Annotated in this window: 20 protein-coding genes and 1 pseudogene; 12 read left to right on the top strand and 9 right to left on the bottom strand. The window is 68.2% G+C overall.

Annotation, left to right across the window (positions count from 1 at the left end):
• Window positions 1-86 precede the first annotated feature (86 nt).
• The gene (locus ACN28I_RS44025) at window positions 87-2,147 is read right to left on the bottom strand and encodes a S46 family peptidase (protein ID WP_420947855.1); all 2,061 of its coding nucleotides are present in this window, start codon (window positions 2,145-2,147) and stop codon (window positions 87-89) included.
• Window positions 2,148-2,463: 316 nt separating this feature from the next.
• On the opposite strand from ACN28I_RS44025, the gene ACN28I_RS44020 reads away from it, so the two are divergent.
• The 4 genes from ACN28I_RS44020 to ACN28I_RS44005 all read left to right on the top strand — a co-directional run bounded on the left by ACN28I_RS44020 (window position 2,464) and on the right by ACN28I_RS44005 (window position 8,116).
• The gene (locus ACN28I_RS44020) at window positions 2,464-3,501 is read left to right on the top strand and encodes an acyl-CoA desaturase (RefSeq protein WP_420947854.1); all 1,038 of its coding nucleotides are present in this window, start codon (window positions 2,464-2,466) and stop codon (window positions 3,499-3,501) included.
• Between the two features lie 87 nt (window positions 3,502-3,588).
• Window positions 3,589-4,794, top strand: coding sequence for an SGNH/GDSL hydrolase family protein (locus ACN28I_RS44015; RefSeq protein ID WP_420947853.1), 1,206 nt, complete (start codon window positions 3,589-3,591; stop codon window positions 4,792-4,794).
• Between the two features lie 158 nt (window positions 4,795-4,952).
• Window positions 4,953-6,491, top strand: a complete 1,539-nt coding sequence (locus ACN28I_RS44010; RefSeq protein WP_420947852.1) for a hypothetical protein — start codon at window positions 4,953-4,955, stop codon at window positions 6,489-6,491.
• A gap of 446 nt (window positions 6,492-6,937) precedes the next feature.
• On the top strand, window positions 6,938-8,116 hold the full coding sequence (locus ACN28I_RS44005) for a heparin lyase I family protein (RefSeq protein WP_420947851.1): 1,179 nt from the start codon (window positions 6,938-6,940) through the stop codon (window positions 8,114-8,116).
• 64 nt (window positions 8,117-8,180) lie between these two features.
• Here the strand turns inward: ACN28I_RS44005 and ACN28I_RS44000 are convergent, their stop codons facing one another.
• Window positions 8,181-8,639, bottom strand: coding sequence for an Imm26 family immunity protein (locus ACN28I_RS44000; protein WP_420947850.1), 459 nt, complete (start codon window positions 8,637-8,639; stop codon window positions 8,181-8,183).
• A 3-nt stretch (window positions 8,640-8,642) separates the two neighbouring features.
• Complete coding sequence (locus tag ACN28I_RS43995) at window positions 8,643-9,377, bottom strand: hypothetical protein (protein ID WP_420947849.1); 735 nt, start codon at window positions 9,375-9,377, stop codon at window positions 8,643-8,645.
• A gap of 805 nt (window positions 9,378-10,182) precedes the next feature.
• Between ACN28I_RS43995 and ACN28I_RS43990 the strand changes: the two genes are divergently transcribed.
• On the top strand, window positions 10,183-10,503 hold the full coding sequence (locus tag ACN28I_RS43990) for a TlpA disulfide reductase family protein (protein WP_420947848.1): 321 nt from the start codon (window positions 10,183-10,185) through the stop codon (window positions 10,501-10,503).
• A gap of 10 nt (window positions 10,504-10,513) precedes the next feature.
• Here the strand turns inward: ACN28I_RS43990 and ACN28I_RS43985 are convergent, their stop codons facing one another.
• From ACN28I_RS43985 to ACN28I_RS43975, 3 genes are read right to left on the bottom strand one after another with little or no spacing between them, the layout of a single operon-like run.
• On the bottom strand, window positions 10,514-10,810 hold the full coding sequence (locus ACN28I_RS43985) for a hypothetical protein (RefSeq protein WP_420947847.1): 297 nt from the start codon (window positions 10,808-10,810) through the stop codon (window positions 10,514-10,516).
• Window positions 10,807-11,355 carry an RNA polymerase sigma factor gene (locus ACN28I_RS43980; protein ID WP_420947846.1) on the bottom strand — a complete coding sequence of 183 codons (549 nt, stop codon included), beginning with the start codon at window positions 11,353-11,355 and terminating at the stop codon, window positions 10,807-10,809. The genes ACN28I_RS43985 and ACN28I_RS43980 overlap by 4 nt, the downstream gene beginning before the upstream one ends.
• 12 nt (window positions 11,356-11,367) lie before the next feature.
• Window positions 11,368-12,081, bottom strand: a complete 714-nt coding sequence (locus ACN28I_RS43975; RefSeq protein WP_420947845.1) for a DUF6249 domain-containing protein — start codon at window positions 12,079-12,081, stop codon at window positions 11,368-11,370.
• Window positions 12,082-12,186: 105 nt separating this feature from the next.
• On the opposite strand from ACN28I_RS43975, the gene ACN28I_RS43970 reads away from it, so the two are divergent.
• Together ACN28I_RS43970 and ACN28I_RS43965 are read left to right on the top strand one after the other, a co-directional pair.
• Window positions 12,187-13,449, top strand: coding sequence for a hypothetical protein (locus ACN28I_RS43970; protein ID WP_420947844.1), 1,263 nt, complete (start codon window positions 12,187-12,189; stop codon window positions 13,447-13,449).
• Window positions 13,450-13,501: 52 nt separating this feature from the next.
• Window positions 13,502-14,062, top strand: a complete 561-nt coding sequence (locus tag ACN28I_RS43965) for a hypothetical protein (protein WP_420947843.1) — start codon at window positions 13,502-13,504, stop codon at window positions 14,060-14,062.
• Between the two features lie 303 nt (window positions 14,063-14,365).
• Here ACN28I_RS43965 and ACN28I_RS43960 read toward each other — a convergent pair whose 3' ends face one another.
• Window positions 14,366-14,869, bottom strand: coding sequence for a nuclear transport factor 2 family protein (locus ACN28I_RS43960; RefSeq protein WP_420947842.1), 504 nt, complete (start codon window positions 14,867-14,869; stop codon window positions 14,366-14,368).
• Between the two features lie 76 nt (window positions 14,870-14,945).
• On the opposite strand from ACN28I_RS43960, the gene ACN28I_RS43955 reads away from it, so the two are divergent.
• Window positions 14,946-15,368, top strand: coding sequence for a hypothetical protein (locus ACN28I_RS43955; RefSeq protein ID WP_420947841.1), 423 nt, complete (start codon window positions 14,946-14,948; stop codon window positions 15,366-15,368).
• 3 nt (window positions 15,369-15,371) lie between these two features.
• Here the strand turns inward: ACN28I_RS43955 and ACN28I_RS43950 are convergent, their stop codons facing one another.
• Window positions 15,372-16,724, bottom strand: coding sequence for a DUF6986 family protein (locus ACN28I_RS43950; RefSeq protein WP_420947840.1), 1,353 nt, complete (start codon window positions 16,722-16,724; stop codon window positions 15,372-15,374).
• A gap of 70 nt (window positions 16,725-16,794) precedes the next feature.
• On the opposite strand from ACN28I_RS43950, the gene ACN28I_RS43945 reads away from it, so the two are divergent.
• The 3 genes from ACN28I_RS43945 to cysK all read left to right on the top strand — a co-directional run bounded on the left by ACN28I_RS43945 (window position 16,795) and on the right by cysK (window position 19,340).
• Entirely contained in the window at window positions 16,795-17,499 is a 705-nt protein-coding gene (locus ACN28I_RS43945) for a hypothetical protein (protein ID WP_420947839.1), read from the top strand.
• Between the two features lie 365 nt (window positions 17,500-17,864).
• Window positions 17,865-18,365 (top strand): serine O-acetyltransferase, encoded by a 501-nt coding sequence (locus ACN28I_RS43940; protein ID WP_420947838.1) that lies wholly within the window; start codon window positions 17,865-17,867, stop codon window positions 18,363-18,365.
• Window positions 18,366-18,419: 54 nt separating this feature from the next.
• Window positions 18,420-19,340, top strand: coding sequence for a cysteine synthase A (cysK, locus tag ACN28I_RS43935; protein ID WP_420947837.1), 921 nt, complete (start codon window positions 18,420-18,422; stop codon window positions 19,338-19,340).
• Between the two features lie 112 nt (window positions 19,341-19,452).
• Here the strand turns inward: cysK and ACN28I_RS43930 are convergent, their stop codons facing one another.
• Entirely contained in the window at window positions 19,453-19,767 is a 315-nt protein-coding gene (locus ACN28I_RS43930; RefSeq protein ID WP_420947836.1) for a YciI family protein, read from the bottom strand.
• Between the two features lie 58 nt (window positions 19,768-19,825).
• Here ACN28I_RS43930 and ACN28I_RS43925 point away from each other — a divergent pair.
• A pseudogene (locus tag ACN28I_RS43925) lies at window positions 19,826-20,098 on the top strand (NADase-type glycan-binding domain-containing protein); the annotation flags it as partial.
• Window positions 20,099-20,148: the final 50 nt, after the last annotated feature.

Below are 20,148 nucleotides of genomic sequence, written 5' to 3'. Positions count from 1 at the left end.
CTTCGGGCGTAAGGCCCGCAGACGTTGAACGAACTCGTCGCGCGGACATACTGCCTGGATTCGAACGGATTTTCGCGAGCCCTATCCTACCCGCCCCCACCCTGCCCCAATTCCTCCAGGAGCCGGCGGGCGTTGTAGACCTTGCGCAGCCCCTCGAGGATGCCCTGGCCGTGGACGGACACGGCGCGGTTGACGGACTCGTCGAAGCCGTACTCGCCGCCCAGGGACAGGATGTTGCCGTCGAAGACGACGCCGACGATCTCCGCGTCCTTGTTGAAGATGGGCGAGCCCGAGTTGCCTCCGATGATGTCGTTGGAGCTCACGAAGTTGAAGGGCGTCTGGAGGTCCAGGCGGGGTTTGGCCTGGAGCCAGCTCGGGGGCAGGCGGAAGGGATCCTCCCCGGTGGCGCGCTCGTAGAGCCCGGCGATGCGGGTGAGGGGCTCCACCGTCTTCCCATCCTCCGAGTAGCCCTTCACCTGCCCGAAGGACAGACGGAGCGTGAAGGTGGCATCCGGGTAGGTGCTGGTGCCATAGGCCTCGAAGCGGGCCCGGGCGAGGAGCTCCCCCTGTTGATCGATCACGGACTCCACCTCCTCCTCGAAGCGCTTGCGGACGGCGCGCGACTCGCCCTCCAGGGCGCGGACGAGCTCCAGCATGGGGTCCTTCGAGGCGCGAATGGCCTCCGGACCGCCCTGGTAGAGCTGGCGGCGCACCTGCGGGCTGGCCAGCCGGGAGCCGGACACCACCTTGCGCGCGAGGGTCTGGGGGGACTGCTTGCCCAGCACCTGCTTCACCACCGGATCATCCACCCCGAGCTGCTCGCGCAGCTTCGTCAGGTAGAAGGTGAGCAGGGCCTCCTCCAGCTTCGGGTAGACGGGGGCGGGGCTGAAGAGCTGCTGCTCCAGCTCGGGCTTGCGTGCCTCGGAGAACTCCTCCAGGCGCAGCTCGTTGGGCTTGGAGAGCTCGGCGGCCGAGCGGGCGAGCATGCGGGCGTAGCCGAAGAGGTCCGAGCCCGCCCCGGCGCCCTGCTCCAGCAGCCGCAGCCGGATGCGCATGGCGCGCAGCGTGTCCGTGGCCCGGGCGATGTGGTCCCACGCCTGGCCGTAGCGCTTCTGGCGCTCGGGATCCGCCTTCACCCAGTCGCGCAGCTTCTGCTCCTCGGCCATCTTCTTGGTGAAGAAGTCCCGGTCCACGAGCGCCTCGCGCCGGCCCACCAGCACCTTGTAGGCGTTCTCGATGCCTAACTTGAGGCCGTTGGAGATGCGGGTGAACTCGGGGCCGCGCTGCTGGAACTCGTCGAGCATCCCGCGCATCTGGGCAAGCTGGAAGAGGCGCTCGGGCAGGGCGTAGTCGCGCTGGTAGCGGAGCTGATCCATCGTCAGCAGGCGCGAGGTGCCGCCCGGGTGCCCGGCCACGAAGGTCAGCTCGCCCGGCTGCGCTCCCTTGGCGGACCAGCGGAGCCAGTGGTCGACCTTGGCCGGCTTGCCGTCCTGGTACACGCGCACGAAGGCCACGTCATAGTCGTAGCGGGGGAACTCGAAGTTGTCCGGGTCCCCACCGAAGAAGGCGATGGCCTCCTCGGGGGCGAAGACCAGCCGCACGTCCTGGAAGCGCTGGTACTTGTAGAGGTTGTACATGCCGCCCTGGTACAGCGTCACCACGTCACAGCGGACGTCCGGAGCGGTGGCGCACGCCGTCTCCAGCCGGGCGATCTCCGCGCGCTGCGCATCCCGGAAGGCCGCGCCCTCCTTGCCCTGGGTGGCCTTCGTCAGCGCGTCGGTGACGTCGGAGATCTCCAGCAGCTTGTTGACCTCCATGGCCGGGCACTGGCGCTCCTGCGGCGCGCTGGCCGCGGAGAAGCCCTTCACGATGAAGTCGTTCCGCGGCGTGGAGAGCTGCTGCACGCAATCGCGGACGCAGTGGTGGTTGGTCATCACCAGCCCGGTGGCGGACACGAAGCTGGCCGAGCAGCCACTGGCGATCCGGGCCGCGGAGAGCCGGACCTTCGTCAGCCACTCCGGGCTCGGGGAGAAGCCGTAGCGGGACTGCACCAGGGCGGAGGGGAAGTTGTTGAAGGTCCACATCCCCTCGTCGGCGCGGGCGAGCCCGGCGGAGAGAAGGACGAGGATGGGGAGCAGCCGTGTCATGTGCGGAGTCTCCTTCGAGTACAGCTCGCACCGGAGGGGTCACCCACCCGGGGGAGCCGGGTCAAAGACTCGCACACGGGAAGCGTCGCATCCGTCCGCCCGGACACGCTCGCGCCGGAAAGGTGACAGCCAGCGGACGGAGCCGGGTTCTCGGGAACACGCCGCCCGCTCGTGCGTTCCGGCCGCACCCACGGAGCCGGAGAACATGAGAATCGTCGCGTCGATCCGGTCCGGCGGGTCACCCTCACCGGGGGGACATGGATTCGCCGGGCGGGCTGGACGATGATGGGCGCCCAGCCCTCATCGGAGACTCCCGTTGTCCGCCCTGCCCTCCTTTCCCCCTGCGCCGTCCCCTTCCACCTCCGAGCCCGCCACGACGCACGAGCGGTTGAGCGGAGCCCGGCGGGCCCTGGTGCTCTTCGTCGTCCAGGGCCTCCCCCTGCTCGGCTTCTGTGCAGGCGTGTGGCTCTTCCTGCGTGAGGGCGTCAGCGGGTTGGACCTCGGCCTGCTGGGGGGCATGTACCTGCTCACCATGGTGGGCATCGAGGTGGGCTTCCACCGCTACTTCTCGCACCGCACCTTCGAGACGACGCGCCCCGTGCGCGCCCTCTTCCTCATCCTCGGCTCGATGGCGGGACAGGGCTCTGCCCTGCTGTGGAGCGCCGTGCACCGCACGCACCATGCCCATACGGATCAGCCGGGAGATCTGCACTCGCCGCTGTTCGGCCGGCCGGGCTTCTGGGGCGGGGTCCGCGGCTTCTTCTGGGCCCAGTTCCTCTGGTACCTCGAGGTGCCCGCCATTGGCCGCTTCGGCCGCCTCCTGGACCGCTACCGCGCGGCACCGGCCGGCCTCCTGACGGCGAAGGAGGACGACCAGGCCCACCGCATCGCGCGCACCCTGCCGGATCTGCTGCGCGACGAGCCGCTCGTGCGCCTCAACCAGCGCTATGGCACCTGGGTGCTGGTGGGCTTCGCGCTGCCCGCCCTCGTGGGAGGCCTCGTCACGCAGTCCTGGGACGGTGCCCTGCGCGGGTTCGTCTGGGGCGGGCTCGTCCGCTACTACATCGTCCAGCAGGTGACCTTCGCCATCAACTCGGTGGGCCACACGATGGGGGTCCGCTCCCTGAACAGCCGCGACACCAGCCGCAACAACGTGGTGATGGCGCTGCTGACGCTCGGCGCGGGCTGGCACAACAACCACCACGCCTTCCCGGGCTCGGTCCGCACCGACTTCCGGTGGTGGCAGTTGGACATGGGCGGCCTGCTCGTCCGCCTGCTGGCCCGGCTCGGGCTGGCCTGGGATTTGCGCGAGCCCTCTCCGGAAGCCCTCCTGGCTGCCCGGTTGGATCGCTGAACGACACACGCCCGTCACCCGGGAACAACTGGGCGCCCGGGATCGCGCTCCCTACCTTGCTCCTCCAGAACGGTGGAGGAGCAACGGATGGCCTCGCGCACCCTGACCCTCACCTATGCCCTCTCCGTCCTTCTGGCGTGTGGTGGACATGGGCTGGAACCGCTCCCCATGGATGAGTCGCCGGGCGAGCTCCCCCCGCCGGAAGCCCCAGCACCCGAGGCCCCCACCGTGGAGCAGACGCCCGCCGCGCCCACCTGGGTGACGGTGTCTCCTTCCGACGCGCGCATCCAATACACGGGGCGGGTGGACGTCTCCCCGGCCGCCGCCGCGTTCTCGTACCCGGGCGTCTCCATCAAGGTCCGGTTCTGGGGAGATGCCCTGGAGCTGTTGCTGAACGAGCAGGGCCCGGATGATGCGACGACGACCAATTACTACCAGGTCACGCTCGACGGACAGGCGCCGGTGAAGTTCCCGGTCCGCGCGAACCAGACGGTGTATGAGATTGCCCGGAGCCTCCCCCTGGGCGAGCACACCGTCGAGCTCATCAAGCTGACGGAGAGCGATGTCGGCCGGAGCGAGCTGCGGGGCTTCCGGGTCCGGGGCCAGTTCCTGTCGCCACCGGCCCGGCCCGCCCTGCGGCTCGAGTTCATCGGGGACTCCATCACCTGCGGCTACGGCAACGAGGTCTCCATCCCGGAGTCCAACAACCCGTCGACGGGGTTCCACTCCGTCAACGAGAACATCACGAGGACCTACGGCTGGCTCACCGCGCGCAACCTGGGCGCCGAGGCGGTGATGATCTGCAACTCGGGCCGGGGCATCTACCGCAACAACACGGGCGATACGGTGAACACCGTCCCGCGCCTCTACGGCCGCGTCTTCCCCCATCAGGACACGCCGCGCTGGGACTTCACGCGGGCCCCTCCGGGCATCGTGGTGCTCAACCTGGGAACCAACGACTTCTATCCGGGAACGCCGGACGCGGCCCTCTTCCGGGCCGCCTACACGGACTTCGTCACCCGGCTCCGGAGCCAGTACCCCCAGGCGAGGATCATCTGCGCCGTGGGCTCCATGATGAACGACTGGTACCCCGCGGGGCAGTTCCACTGGAGCACCCTCCAGGGCTGGGTGTCCTCCGTGGTGAAGGGCTTCAACGACCGGGGCGATGCCCGCGTGCACTACCTCGCCTTCACCCCGCAGACCGGGCCCTATGGCGAGGACTGGCACCCGTCCGCCGCCACCCACCAGGCCATGGCCACCCGGCTCACGGAGTTCATCCGCTCGCTGGAGTGAGCCGCTCTCAAAGCAGGCATGCCAGGGCCCGGCTCTCTCCCATCAATACGGGCCAGGGCACGAGCGTCAGGGGTGCTTCCTCCTGTCACATCCCGCGGCACCCGCCTCATCATTCTTGAAGCACTTCGGTTCGCACCGAAGGCTTTGGGGGGCGGAGCATGCGTTCAACCAATCAAACATCCGCTCCAAAAGCTGATGAGCTCCCGAAGGAGCTTTCAAAACCCAGGAAGCAACCCTGGCTGCTTGGCTACTTCGGCGACAGCTTCAACAAGTTCACGAACTTCGTGCTTGATCATCCGGGGCTGTCCCGCGCCTTCAGTGTGATGCTGCTGTTGACGTACATCAGCGCCTGCACCCTCTACATCATCAACCTGGAACCTGGCCCTGGAACAGGATCTGCCCAAAGGCTGATCAGCTACTGCCCCACGGTGATTGCCCTCTCGCCGAGTCTGTTGGCGCTCGGCCATTTCATCACGAGACGCAGGCGCTCGACCCGGATCCACACCCAGACCATCCAGGCCTACGTGAAATTCCGAGAGGACGTTGCCCGCCGGTTCTGCGCCTCGAAAGCCAACCCCGTGTCGCTCAGCTTCCTGGAGAATCCGGAGGAGAAGGAAATCGACTATCTCCTCCGCCCTCGACCGGGCCAGTACCTGCTAGGCGCATGCGCCCTGACCCTGCCCTTCCTGGTCCTGTCGATCTTCTCCGATGCCTTGCATGGAGTCAGGGGGACGGTGGCTGTCTATCAAAATGACAACGGCCTGCCCTTCCAGGAAGGAATCCGAGGGTTGGTGTTCACGGGCTATGGCATCTACGTCTACACACTCATCGTGCTCCTGCACCGCATGCACGCGGAAGCACTCTCCGCGGAGTTCCTGCTGGGTGCGGCGCTGCGGGCTCTCACCATGATGCTCATCGGCTTCATGGTGGGAGAAACCGGCATCTTCATCACGCAGGCCAGTCCTGTCGTACAGGCGCTGCCCCAGGTACTGCCCGTGCCCGTCGCAACGCCCGTTCCGGATATCTACTTCGCCCAGGCGAATCCGGACGTCCTGGCGCCTCTCGCCGCGCAGACGACCTCGGCTCCTGTCGGGTCATCCATGTTGGGGCTCTTCGTGTACTTCGCCATCGGCGCGTTCCCTTTCTGGGGGTATGAAGCACTCCGCAGCAAGGCTCGAAAGCTCCTCCAGCCCCACACCACCTCGGAGAAGATCCCCCTGGAATATGTGGATGGCCTGGACGAGATGATCATCGAACGGCTCGAGGAGCTTGGCATCGGCAACGCCCAACACCTCGCCACAGCCGATCCCGTCATCCTGACGCTTCGGACCAACTATCCATTCAGCCGGATCATCGACTGGATCAACCAGGCCATCCTGATCACGCACCTGCAGGACAGGGTTCGCGTCGCGCGGGAAGCTGGAATCCGAGGCGCGACAGACCTGCGCCGTCTCTACGAAGACGTCCAGAAAGGCCGGCCCGCCAGGCGCCTTCGCTTCCTTCACCGGCGGAACTGTCCCCATTGCAGGCAGTTCATGCTGGGCAGTGAGGCCGAGCGATCCCGCACCCTGCTGCAGCAACTCGCCGACAGTACCCGCTCCAGTATTGAGAGCATCTACTCCATTGGCGCGAGGTTCGCGGATGACTTCCATGTCAACCTGCTCCTGGAGGCTCTGGCAGGATCGATGCATCTGTGAGGAAACGGGCTCGAACACGAAGTGGACCCGCCTCCTCAACCCCTCCGGATGGAAGCGCGGCGCCAACCGCGAAGCTCCCAAGAACGGTGAGCCGCTGGCGCCCAAGAACAGCGAGCCAGCGCCGACCCAGCATTGATACCGAGGTCTCGCCCCACCCGGACCCGCCCCTTGGACGAGCCGCATGTAGAATTACAGCGTGATGGATTGAATCCGTTGCATCACTCGGCTGCCCAGCGAGCAGGCATCGCGGCCGAGTGTTGAGCACCAAATAATTTTGATGGATGCTCAATCCGCGCGGACGACGGCCCCGCGAGCACGAGCCATTCCAATTCCTCTCCGAGCGCCGGGGCCCTGTGCCTCGTCTGGCGCGACGGGAGGGCTGCATCCCGAAGTCAATCATTCCCCCCGCCGCTGTCTGTCTTCAACTCACCGAGAGAATCCACCCCGTGAAGAAACTCCTCGTGTTGGCTGAAACCCTGCTCCTCATCGCCGCTGCTGGTTGCGGCGCCCCCGAGACCTCCGCCACCGAGGCAACACCCGAGTCCTTCACGACAGCGGCCGCCGGACTGACGGTGCAGAATTGCACGCCCCTCGCCACGCAGTCGGTGCTTGCCTCCGGCAATGACGGCAACGTGCCGGACAACACGCGTGACGACCGGCTCGACACCCGCTGGAGCAACTTCGGAAAGGGCTCGTGGATCGACTACGACCTGGGCTCCACGAAATCCATCTCCGGAGCGGCCATCGCGTGGCACGCCGGCAACACGCGCGCCAACCAATTCACCCTGATGGTGTCCCCGGATGGGATGAACTACACGCAGGTCTACTCCGGCACGAGCAGCGGGAAGACGGAGGCGGCGGAGACGTATACCTTCGCCGCTCGCACCGCGCGCCGCCTGCGCATCTACGTCAATGGCAACACCCTGAATGAATGGGCCAGCATCGCCGAGGCCCGCCCGTGCGCGGGTCCCACCGGCGCCAGCGTGGTGTGGCGCGGCGACTTCGAGACGGGGAACACCAGCCAGTGGGACCGCTCGCAGATGGTCAGCGCGGACCGGCTGCAGCTTGTGACTTCGCCGTTGCGCCAGGGCCGCTACGCCCTCAAGGCCACGGTGCGCCAGGGTGATGATCCCATCAACTCCAGTGGCAACCGCAACGAGCTGGTGAAGATGACGCGCGAGCCGGTGGGCTCGGAGTACTACTACCGCTTCAACACCATGTTCGCCTCGGACTTCCCCAGCGTGAGGACGTGGCAGGTCTTCGCCCAGTGGCACCATGAGGGCAGCAGTGGATCTCCGCCGGTGGAGTTCTACGTGTATGGCGAGGAGATGCGCCTGAACATCGGCGGAGACCCCGGCGTCATCGTGTGGAAGGCCCCGCTGGTGCGCGGGCAGTGGCAGGACTTCATCCTCCACGTGAAGTGGTCTTCCGACGCCACCGTGGGATTCGTCGAGCTGTACCGCAACGGCCAGCTCGTCCTGCCCAAGCGCAACATCGCCACCCAGTTCCCCGGGATGCTCAACTACCTGAAGGTGGGCCTGTACCGCAGCGACACCGTCACCCAGACGGGCGTCGTCTACCACGACGGGTGGACCATGGCCCGCGAGCTCGCGGACGTGCTCTGAGGCCGGCCTTCCTGGAACGCCTCCGGCTCCTCCCCGAGGCATTCCGGGTCACGGGCGGCCACTGCTATTGCAACCGTACTTTCAGGCGCGCCTCCGCGGCATTGGGCCGCCCCAGGAGGGCATCGAGCAAGCGCTCCTCCAGGCCCTGTTGTTCCCAGACCGCCGCCGGTTCGAGCCCCACACATTCCTGGGGCTCGGCCTCTCTCTCGTTGCCAGCGGTGTCGAAGATGGTGCAGCGGCGGAAGTCCCCCAGGTCCTGCATGAACTGAACGACGGGCTGGGCCAGATGCTCCTCGAGTTCCCTCCTTCCAATGAACTCCCACGCATCGAGAGCCAGATGGCGAACAGCAATCCTGAAGAGAATGGGCTTTGACGCAATCCTGTCCAGCTCGGAATCTGGGCTCGTGGTCCTATAATTGTAGAAGGCCGCATAGGGCGGCTCGAGGAGCCTGCCATAGCCGAAGGAGCCGTCGGCGAGGGGAATCCTGACGAATGCTCCTCTGGCATGCTTCCGTCTGCCCATCTCTCAATCTCCGGTGTAGGGGTAGAGCTGGCCCCACTGTTTCACGGCGGCGTCGTGGAACAGCCTGCCCAATGGGTTGTCTTTCGCCACGCCGCGCTGGAGGTTCTCGGTCCGATACGGTTCTCGAGTATCGGATTGAGCGCCCCCAAAGGAGTCCATCAACTGCTGCTCTCTTCCACGGATCCGCCAATACGCAATATCATTGTATCTATTCGTATAGTTGACTGCGGTCCCTACATCGAACTTATCAAGCAGAGCCTCCTGGAACGCAGGATTTTTTGGTTCATCGTTTTCGTCAATGTGCTGGTTCAAATCTCGCGCGTTGACAGCCACCACGGCCTGAGGACGAAGGGGTTTGCGCAGATCAACCACCATACTGGTGCGGCCCGAGTAGTAATGGCCGGTCTTCACGTTGAACTTCGTGTAGGTCGCGTAGAGGCGACCCCGGTTCTCTTCTCGAGCGCTGTCCTTGTCGACTTCTGTCGCCGGTCCCGGAGCGGTAGGCGCATGGGGCTCGGAAGTCGGCTTCAACTCCCGCGCAGACGCAGATGACCCCGGGTGCGCCGTGTCCTTGGGCATGTAGCAGCCCTGAACCCAGCCCTGAAGGTCGCCGAAGTGGGTACCGTAGAATGCGTCCGCGATGTCGAGAGGGGTCTGCCTCCCGTCCAGCGCGGCCTTGACGGTCAAGCAGACCAGGACAACGCTGCCCCCCACCGCCAGCACTGCACCGCCGGTCACGAGCGCGCCTCCCGTTGTGGCAGCCGGTCCTGCTTCCGCCGCAGTTGTGGCACCTCGTGGCACGAGTTGAAGCACGGCGCGTGGAATGCCATGACCCAAGCCCTCGCCAGCAACTCCCTGGAGCAGGCGCGGCGGCGGCGGTGTGCTCGGCGCCACGGGTGGATTCGACTTGAGCGGACCCTGGCAGCCGCCAGGACGGACACCTCGTGTCGTGCCGCTACACCCCACCAGGCACATGGAAAGCAACAACGCCACCCAACCTGACATGCGGCGCCCTCCAGCGCGGGCGCTCATGGGGGTTGCGGACGATCTCTGCCCCCGGCGGGGTCTTCCGTGGGGGCGCCGAGGGGGGGCAAGGGGAACCAGACTCATTCATGGTGGGAGTTCCTGGGCAGGCAGGATATGCGCACCTGATCCCGCGAATACACCGGGCAATGCCCCGCTCCAGGCGGGCCCTGCCCTCCTGTCACCCGCTACGCGAGCTCGGTCCGCCGTCCGGGCCGGAGGTGATAGACCGGCCCTGGACTCGGCCCGGCCGGGGCTCCGTCATGGAGGTGCTCCGCTTCACAAGGTAGGATTGCTCCCATGCGGAAGACGTGGGAACGACCGAAGGACGTCTGGCACCGGGCGCGCGAGCGTTGGTGGGTGCGCCAGGTGATGGACCTCGCGCTGGTGGGGCTCGTCTTCCTGGCCGTCATGGCCTGGCAGACCCGCCGCCTCCCGACGGGCGCCCCCGCGCCGGACTTCACCCTGCGCACCCTCTCCGGCGCGCAGGTGCGCCTGTCCGAGCTTCCAGGGCAAACCGGTGGTGCTCACCTTCTGGGCCCCCTGGTGCGGGGTGTGCAAGGCCGAGGCCTCCACCCTCTCCGCCCTCCAGGGCACGGTGGGCGGCTCCGCGCACGTGCTGTCCGTGGCCGTGGCCTACGAGGACGAGGAGGACGTGTGCCGCTTCGCGCGCGAGCACTCGGTGGACTACCCCGTCCTGCTGGGAAGCGAGGAGCTCCGGCGGGCCTACGGCGTCGAGCAGTTCCCCACCACCTTCTTCGTCTCCTCCGAGGGCCGACTGGAGCGGGCGGCCGTCGGCTACACCACCCGCCTGGGGCTGCTCTGGCGGATGTGGCTGTAGCGGCACCCGCTCACATCAGGCCGTCCACGACGTACCAGAGCAGGGCCGTCCCCAGGCAGCAGGGGACCATGAGGTTGCCCGCGTACAGGGAGGAGAGCACCATGCTGCCCTCGCCCGTGGGCAGCAGCAACAGGGTGAGGGCGGCCAGCAACCACGTGACGCCGAGGCCGAACGCGCGCCGCACGGGCCGCTCGCGCGGGGGCAGGCGCTGGAGGAGCTGCTCCCGGAAGCCATCGTCGGAGGTCCCGGAGGGCAGTTGCCGCTGGAGCAACGTGTCCAGCCAGACCTCGTCATCGCGGCCGTTCATGGGGTCTCCTCGAGTTGCCGGCGCAGCTTCTCCTTCGCGCGCGCGACGTGGGTCTTGAGCGTCCCCACGGGGCAGTCGAGCACGACCGCCGCCTCCTCGTGGGTCAGTTCGTTGGCGTAGGTGAGCACGAGCGCGGCCCGCTCGCGGGGCTTGAGCGCGGCGAGCGCCTTCTCCAGATCGTGCCGCTCCAGGACCAGGTCCGGCAGGGCCAGCTCGGCGTTGCCGGCCTCCAGCGCGGGAGGCTCCTGGGGGGCCTCGCGGCTGCCGCGGTCCCGGCTGAAGAAGACGTTGCAGGCGATGCGGTAGAGCCAGGAGGAGAACTTCGCCCCGCCCCGGTACCCCCGCAGCCCCCGGTAGGCACGCAGGAAGGTCTCCTGCGCCAGGTCATCCGCCTGCGCCAGGTCTCCCCCCGTCAGCCGGCGCAACAGCCCGCGCACCGCGGACTGGTGCCGCGCCACCAGCTCGCCAAAGGCGCGCCGGTCGTCACGCAGGAGCACCCGCGTGATGAGCTCGGCGTCGGTGGGGGCGGCAGGGGGAGAGGCCATGGCGCGAGGGGTCTACTGCTGGGGCTCCGGCGAGAGCGCGGCCGCCAGTGCACCCCGTCCCTGCTGCAGGCGCCAGACAAGCATGTGTCCCACGCCGATGAGCAGGAGCGTCACGCCCACGCCCCAGGCCCCCGGCATGTCGGGCAGGGCCGCCAGGAAGATCGTCAGTCCCAGCCCCGAGGTGGACAGGATGATGCCCCGGCGCAGATCGGACGGCTTCCTGCGCGGAACCGGCGCGAGCAGCCCCTGGGGAATGTCCGCCCCCTTCTCCACCATCAGGCGCACCGTCTCGTGGAGCTGGCGCGTCCTGCGGTAGGCGGCCACCAGCCAGGCCAGGAAGCCCGTCAGCATGCAGCCGAAGAAGGACATGCTGACGATGGCGGGAGTGGGGTCGAAGTCGGCCTGGGAATTCCGCCGCGCCTCGCGCTCCTGGAGGAGCGTGTAGAGCTGCTCCTGGGTGAGCCGCCCGTCCGGGTCGATCCGCCGCGCCTCCGCCTCGAGTTGCTGGATGTCGGACTCGAGCTGCTGCCTCTGGGCATCGAGATCGCTCTGGCGGGCCCGCAGTTCCTCGCGCTGGGCCTCCAGGTGGGGCGGCAGCGGGGCCTTCACGGCGGAGCTCCCGTGAGGAGCGGGAGGGGCAGCGGGGGCCTCGGGCATGGGGGCGGACGCGGCGCGCCCTCCCGCGAGGGTGGCCAGGAGGCACACCGAAAGCAACCAGGTCTTCATCGGGAATCCTTCCGTCGGTTTTACGGACGTTAGGACTCCCGGACCCGATTTATTGGATTCACCCCCCTGTTTTTTCTTCGAGTGCTGGCATGGTGCGGCCCCGATATGAGAACGCGCGACCGCCTGCTCCTGCTGATGCTGGGGACCGTCTGGCTCGGGCTTCCGGGCTGCTCCTCCACCCCCGCGGACCCTCCCGAGGAGGGCCCTCGCTACGACGGAGGCCCCGTCTCCTGGCATCGGGACGTGCTGCCCATCGTCCAGGAGCGCTGCCAGGGCTGCCACACCCGGAATGGTGTCGCGCCCTTCGCGCTGGAGACGTACGGCGAGGCCTCCGGGATGCACGCCGTGCTGGCCCACTCGGTGCGGGAGCGGCGGATGCCACCGTGGATGCCCGCGGAGGGCCCCCACCGTTTCCGGGACTCGCGGCGGCTGACGCAGGGCGAGGTGGACATCCTCTCGGCCTGGTCCGAGCAAGGGGCGCCCGAGGGGGACCCGAACGACGCGCCCCCTCCCCTCGAGCCCACACCACCCCTCGCCTGGACCGACCTGACGATCGGCCCCGATGCGCCCTACCTGCCCAAGGACGAGGCGCCGGACGACTACCACTGCTTCCTGTTGGATCCCCACCTCGAGGAGAGGAAGGATCTGATCGGCTTCGAGGTGATGCCGGGCGTGAAGCAGCAGGTGCACCACGTGCTGCTCTTCGCCGCCCCCCGCCAGGTGGCGCTCGACCGCGATGCGCGCGAGGCGGGCGCCGGCTGGACGTGCTTCGGGGACTCGGGCATCGACGGAGCCTCGCTGCTCGGCGCCTGGGCTCCGGGCTCGCCGCCCACCCGCTACCCGGAAGGCACGGGCGTGCGCGTGGCCGCGGACGCCGTCTTCGTCATGCAGGTCCACTACAACATCACCCAGCGGCAGACCGGAGCCGGGCACGTCACCGCGATGCATGGCGAGGCCCAGCCGGACCTCACGCGCATGGCGTTGCAGTTCGCACGCGAGCCCATCGCCAGGCGCGCCTCGCTCTACCCCCTGGTGGATGGCGCGTTCTCCATTCCCCCGGGAGCCACCGGGTACTCGCACCACTCCGAGCAGTACGTCCCCGCGGGCACCCTCTGGGGCGTGCTGCCGCACATGCACACCAAGGGCAGGCGCATCCAGGTGGAGCTGGGCGGGGAGCGCCTCATCGAGATTCCCGCGTGGGACTTCCACTGGCAGCAGATGTACCTCTACAAGCAGCCGCTGCGCGTGCCGCTCTTCAGCCAGATGAAGCTCACCTGCGTCTGGGACAACCCCACGTCCCGCACCGTGACGTGGGGAGAGGGCACCGACGACGAGATGTGCCTGGCCTACCTGTACATGACGGAGTGACGCGCTCGCGCGAGCACAGCGAGGGACAGCGATGCGGCAACAAGGAACATGGATGCGCTGGGGGGCGCTCGCGGGCGCCCTGCTCTGCACGGGCCTCCCGGAAGCACGGGCCGAGGAGCCGGACCCTGGTACTCCGGTGGCGAGCACCTCCCAGCGGCGTGGAATCCTCACCGTGAGGGCCTCCTGGCGGACGGGGGTGCCGGACTACCTCGGCGGCTCGTTGACGGTGAACGCCATTCCCCTGGTGGACGTGGAGCTGGGTGCCACGCTCGTCAACCCCGTCGTCGCCTCCCTGTACCTCCGGGCGGGCCCACGCTGGAGCCTGTACGAGGGCCGTAACGACGCGGGACGGGGCCTGTCGCTGCGGCTGTCGGCGCTCGCGGGCGCCCGGGGGACCTCCGCCTATGACGTGCGCCAGGGCGGCTGGCGCGGGCAGTGGGGGCTCAATGCCGTGGCGGCGCTCGATGGCACGTACTGGCTGGCGCGCTATTTCGGCGTCAGCGCGCAGCTCGTCGCCGGAGGCACCACCTACTTCCCGCTGCGGCAACCCGTACAGGCGCTGCTGGGCCCCCTGACGCCCGACGCGCGCCTGTCCCTGGGCCTGTCCTTCTGAGGGCGTGTTGAACTGGAGCAGACGCCCGGCCGAAGCTTCAGGGCGAAGGTGTCACGCGCCTGCTGCTCCGTTGCCCGCAGGAGGCTCCAACGGGCCCGCCACTTGTAGTCGACTACAAGTGAAGATTTATAAATGTGTAGGATAAATTTATCTTCACTTGTAGTCGACTACAAGTGACGGTGGATTGCCTCCTCGGGCCCAAGAAGTCGACGAGCCCTGGCTGGACTTCGGATGGCTGGAAGTGGCGGGTGCGCCGACCGCACCGCCGTGCTTGCTCGTTTCAATTCAACACCCTCTGCGCCGTCAGGGAGACGCCTTCGACTGCTCGACCGCGGGGTAGTACCAGACGCGCTTCACGAGCCCATCGCGGACCTCGTAGACCCCGAGGGCCGCCTGCGAGCGCCGGCCGGACTTCCCCGTCCAGGAGACCCGCTCGCGGAAGGCCACGTACGAGCCGGTAATGGTGGTGTGCTCGATGACGGACTCCACGTCCCGCACCGAGGCGAAGTAGCCCGCCATCGACTGCTTCAACGCCTCGCGCCCCACCGCGTCCACGCTCACCTTGCTCCCGTCAACGCTGAGGTACTCGAAGTCCTCGTGGACGAGCGCGGCCATCCGCTCCGGGTCATGCCGGTTGAAGGCCTCCACGAGGGCCCGGACGACACCGAGCGCGGCATCCGCCGACGCGTCCCGTGCCGCCACCTCGGTCAGCTCGCGGCCCCGCTCCCCGCGAGGCGCACAGCCCCCGAGCAGCAGCGCCACCCCACCGGCGATGAGGCTCCAGTCCTTCCGCTTCCGAATCAACATGGGCGATTCTCCCTTCCCACCGGACCCGGGTTGGACTCCGCGTGGGATGATGGGCCGGAACGTAGAGGGCGCGAGCATGTCCACGGAAGACGGGGCCGGTCGCCCCGGCACGAAAGTCAGGGTCCTCTCCTGGTGCATCATCGCCGTGGCGAAGACGGTGCAGGTGGCCGCCAGGGGCCTCGCGCCGGTCCTCCGGCCCATCCTCCGCCGGATTCCCCCCGACCCATCCATCGAGCGGACCTGGAAGAACGCGGAGCACCTCGTCGCCGCGTGCCGGGCCTTCCAGGCGAAGCACGGCGAGCTCCCCGAGTCGCTGGAGCAGCTCGTTCCCGGGTTCCTCCCCGCGCTGCCCCCCGCTCGCTATGAGCACCCCGAGTTCGGCTGGGATTACCACGTCAGCGACGATTCGAAGCAGCACGTGCTGAGCTGGACGTTCCGGGCCCCCTCCGGGCGTCACGTCTACCGCTTCGAAGAGGACCGGTGGCTCGTCGTGGACTGAGCGTCAGCTCCCCCGGCGGCCCTGGAGGATCTCCAGGAACGAGCGGGTGCGCAGCTCCTCCAGGGTGAGCCCGGCGGCACGCGCCTCGTCCTCGGTGAGGGCGCCACAGGCGATGCCGCGCAGGAAGAAGTTGATCAACCCCTGCCCGGTGGCCGCGTCGTCGAAGACATCCCCCAGCCGCGTGGCCTGGGCGGCCTTGTCCATGAAGGCCTTCAGCCGGCGCGAGGCCGCGTCCAGCCCCTCCAGGAAGAAGGCGTACACGGCGGCGTAGCGCACGGGCACCTGCGCCGGATGCAGATCCCACCCCTGGTAGAAGCCATTCGTCAGCGCCTGGCGCACGTTGTCCGCGTGAAGCCGCCACGCGCGATGCACGGCGGCGCGGTTCTCCTCCTGCTGCGCCGGGGTGAGCGCACCGCCCTTTGGCGCCTTGTGCGGCCCCACGGGCATGGCGGTGGTGGCGCCGTCGGAGAGGTGAACGCCCGTGCCCGCCAGGGACACCTGCATCACGTGCCGGGCGAAGTCACAGGAGGGGTGGAACAGGTGCTGGTGCGCCGCGGTGATGCCGCACGCGGCGGTGTAGTCATACGCACCGAAGTGCGCGCCCGTGCAGCGTCCCTGGGCGGCGGCCACCAGCCTCGGCAGGGCCAGCCGTCCCTCCGGGTCGAAGAGGGACTGAGGCGTCTCCACCATCAGTTCCACCTTCACCCCGCCCCGCTCCAGGCCCAGGCCCGTCTCCAGGCCGCTCAACACCGAGTCGAGCGCGGCCACCTGCTCGCGCAGGGTGACCTTGGGCAGGGTGACCACGAAGTGGGGCGGCAGGCGCCCGCCCGTCTTCTCCACCAGCGAGGAGAGGAACAGGTCCAGGGTGCGCACGGCCCGTGGGAAGAGCTCGTCGCTGAAGGACTTGATCCGGATGCCGGTGAAGGGTGCCAGCGAGCCTCGCTCCAGGCCCCTCGCCATCTCCTCCGCCGCGGCCACCGCGTGCCCGTCCTCCTCCGCGTCCGGCCGGTGGCCATAGCCGTCCTCGAAGTCGATGCGGTAGTTCTCCACCGCCTCGCGCCGCAGCTTGGACACCACGCGCGCATGCACCGTCTCCGCCAGCGGGCCCTCCTCCTCCAGCCCCAGCACGCGGGCCAGGGTGCGCGCATCCGGCGCATGCTCCTCCCATGAGCGCAGCGCCACCTCCGCCAGCTTCGTGGCCGTCTCCGCCTTGAAGAGGTGGGCCCCCCCATACACGGAGTGAATCGGCTGCCTCCGGGCGGACTCCCCCGGGTAGCGGTGGTTGAAGGCCGTGTTCGCCTCCTTCAGGGCGGCACGGGTGTCCGAGAGGCTCTGGGCGGTCAGGGTCGTCTTCATGGAGCGCCCGGAGACTCGCCCCGGTGGAGGCGGGACGCAACTCCGCCCGTCAATCGAGGATAATGCCTCCATGGATCCGATCGGCCGACGCCCCGTTGCTCCCCAGACGCTCCCCCAGCCCACCCGGGCCGAGCCCCGCCCGGCCGCGAACACCGTCCAGACGGCCACCCCCTCTCAATCGGTGGGACATGCCCGGAAGAGCGGCTTCGAGGCCGCGGGCGTGAAGGCCACCCAGGCCCCCGTGGGCACCTGGCGCGCCCCGGCGGACTCGGAGCTGGGACGGGTCATCAACGGGATGCTCGACCGGCTCAAGCAGTGCGACATCAAAATCAAGGGGGACACCCCCGAGAGCCTCTTCCGCCGGGCCATCCTCGACAACAAGCACGTGACGAACGAGCAGCTCCTGGCCATCTCCCAGGTGACGCTGGAGCAGCTCGACTCCGGCCCGAAGACGCGCCAGGAGGTGCTGAAGAAGATCCCCAACGCCCGGGAGCTGCCCGTCCACAAGTTCACCGTGGCCCTCATGTCGGCGGCGACGGGAATCGACCCCCAGAAGCTGTCCGAGGCCTGCCCGGACCTGGGAATCACCGGCGCGCCGGGCACTCCGCTGCTCTACGCGGCCAAGACCGAGCGCATGCAGCGCTCCACGGCCCTGCACGACTTCACCGACTACCTCCGGGGCGTCGGCATCAAGGGCCTCAACAAGGCCGTCTGGGGTGTGGAAAACCGTGTGCTGTCGGCGGCCGTCAGTGCACTGGGCGGAGGCCGGTACTAACGGGTAGCGTTCCCGGCCCATGGACGAACCCAACGGCCGGCTCATCCAGACCCTCATCGAGGCGCGCAGGCACCACTGCTTCCCGCCTGACGTGCGCGCCGCTGCGCCCGAGCTCATCGAGAAGGTCCTGGCACTGCTCTTCCCCCACTTCGCCGAGCGGATGGACTGTAGCTCCGTCGGCATCCGCTCCGAGGTGGCGGTGGTCGAGGCCGTGCTCACGCGCGCCCTGGACACGCTCGCCCCGCGCTACCCGGGCCTGAAGCCGGACGTGCCCCAGCGCTTCATGGAGCAGCTCCCGGAGGCTCTACGCCTGGCTGCGGCAGGACGCCGAGGCCATCAACGAGGCCGACCCCGCCGCCCGCAACGTGGACGAGGTCATCCTCACCTACCCGGGCTTCTACGCCATCGCCATCTACCGGATCGCCCACGCCCTGCACCGGCTGGGCCTCCCGCTGCTGCCCCGCCTGCTCACGGAGCTGGCCCACCAGCGCACCGGCGTGGACATCCACCCGGGCGCCACCATCGGCCGGCGCTTCGTCATCGACCACGGCACCGGCGTGGTGATTGGCGAGACGACCCTCATCGGCACCGGGGTGAAGATCTACCAGGGCGTCACGCTGGGCGCCCTCCAGGTGCAGAAGGACCTGGCGGACAAGAAGCGCCACCCCACCATCGAGGACGAGGTGGTCGTGTACGCCAACGCCACCATCCTCGGCGGCAATACGGTGGTGGGCCGCGGCAGCATCATCGCGGGCAACGCCTTCATCACCCACAGCATCCCCCCCGAGTCCATGGTCACCCGCCGCAGCGAGGTCCGGCACCGGGAAGCGAATGTCGAGTTCGACGAGCTTGAATATCACATCTGATGTAGCGGATATTCATCTTCTGTAACGGACACTTCTCTGACGAGGCCCATCCCCATGAAGGTGAACAACATCCTGGAGACGATCGGCAACACGCCGCACGTGCGCATCAACCGGCTCTTTCCCTCGCGCGTCGAGGTGTACATGAAGCTGGAGCGGGCCAACCCGGGCGGGAGCATCAAGGACCGCATCGGCCTGGCGATGATCGAGGACGCGGAGAAGCGGGGCCTGCTGAAGAAGGACAGCGTCATCATCGAGCCGACGTCGGGCAACACGGGCATTGGCCTGGCGATGGTGGCGGCGGTGAAGGGCTACAAGCTCATCCTGGTGATGCCGGATTCGATGAGCATCGAGCGGCGCCGGCTGATGGCGGCGTACGGGGCGACGTTCGAGCTGACGCCGCGGGCGCAGGGCATGAAGGGCGCGATCGCCCGGGCTCAGGAGCTGGTGGCGCAGAACCCGAACGCGTGGATGCCGCAGCAGTTCGAGAACGAGTCGAACATCGAGGTGCACAAGCGCACCACGGCGCAGGAGATCCTCAACGATTTCCCCGAGGGCCTGGACTACATCATCACGGGCGTGGGGACGGGCGGGCACATCACGGCGTGCGCCGAGGTGCTGAAGGAGAAGTGGCCGAAGCTGAAGGTGTTCGCGGTGGAGCCGGCGAAGTCGCCGGTGATCAGCGGAGGGCAGCCGGGGCCGCACCCCATCCAGGGACTCGGTGCGGGCTTCATCCCGAAGAACCTGCACAAGGACGCGCTGGACGGCACCATCCAGGTGACCGAGGAAGAGTCGTTCGACTTCACGAAGCGGTCGGCGCGCGAGGAGGGCATCTTCGTGGGCATCTCCTCGGGAGCGGCGCTGGCGGCGGTGAACAAGAAGCTGTCGGAGATCCCCGACAAGAGCCGGGTGCTGTGCTTCTGCTACGACACGGGCGAGCGCTACCTGTCGATCGAGAACCTCTTCCCGGCGCAGTAACCACCGAGCAGTCCCCCTGCGCAGCAACCCGAGCGCAAGTCAGCCCAGTGCCCCCCACTCCTCCCTCTCCCACCGGGAGAGGGTCGGGGTGAGGGTATCGAGGGCCCCGGGTTCAGGCGCCCGCGGGCCGCGCCGGACGGGCCAAGGTCGGACCCATGGGCGCGATCTCGTAGCGGCCGATCGCCCGGGCGGGATCGCGCTCGAGCAGGCCGCGGAGCGCGTCCATCGACTCCGCCTCGAACACGGCCATTCCGAAGACGCCCGCGGGGTCGAGCACCGGGCCCGCCACGACCAGCGAGCCGGCCGCGAGCTGGCCCTGGAGGAACTCGCCATGCGCGCGCATGGTGGCCTGCTCGTCGGCGCTCATGGACATCGGGAAATCGGGACGATTCGGGACGAGGCGGGCGAAGAAGAGGCTGGTGGGCATGAGGCCACTCCTTAGAGTTCTAGCCTGACCGCGTCCACCCGATACGCAAGGCACCCGCATGCGGCCCCTCCTGCTGACTGTACTGCGGCCTTCCCTCGCCGCGGCTGGCGGCTTCCAGCGCCTGCACGCCGAACAGGCCACGGCCACCAGCTTCCTCAGGAGCAACTGGAACAAGTACGAGGAGAACTACCACCCCAGCTACGTCCTCGATGACGATCCGAAGACGGCCTGGGTGGAGGGCTCCGAGGGAGACGGAATCGGCGAGTCGCTGACGATCCCCGTCTCGGCGCTCAAGTCGGCGCGAGCCATCCGCCTCGTGCTCTTCAATGGCTACCAGATCCGCGAGCGTGGTGCCGAGGCCGTCAGGTCGACTACGCTCCC

The organism is Archangium gephyra, assembly GCF_049060025.1.
GTDB lineage: Bacteria > Myxococcota > Myxococcia > Myxococcales > Myxococcaceae > Archangium > Archangium gephyra_A.
Note: the sequence above shows the minus strand (reverse complement) of the source record. Positions and strands in the feature narration are given on the sequence as shown.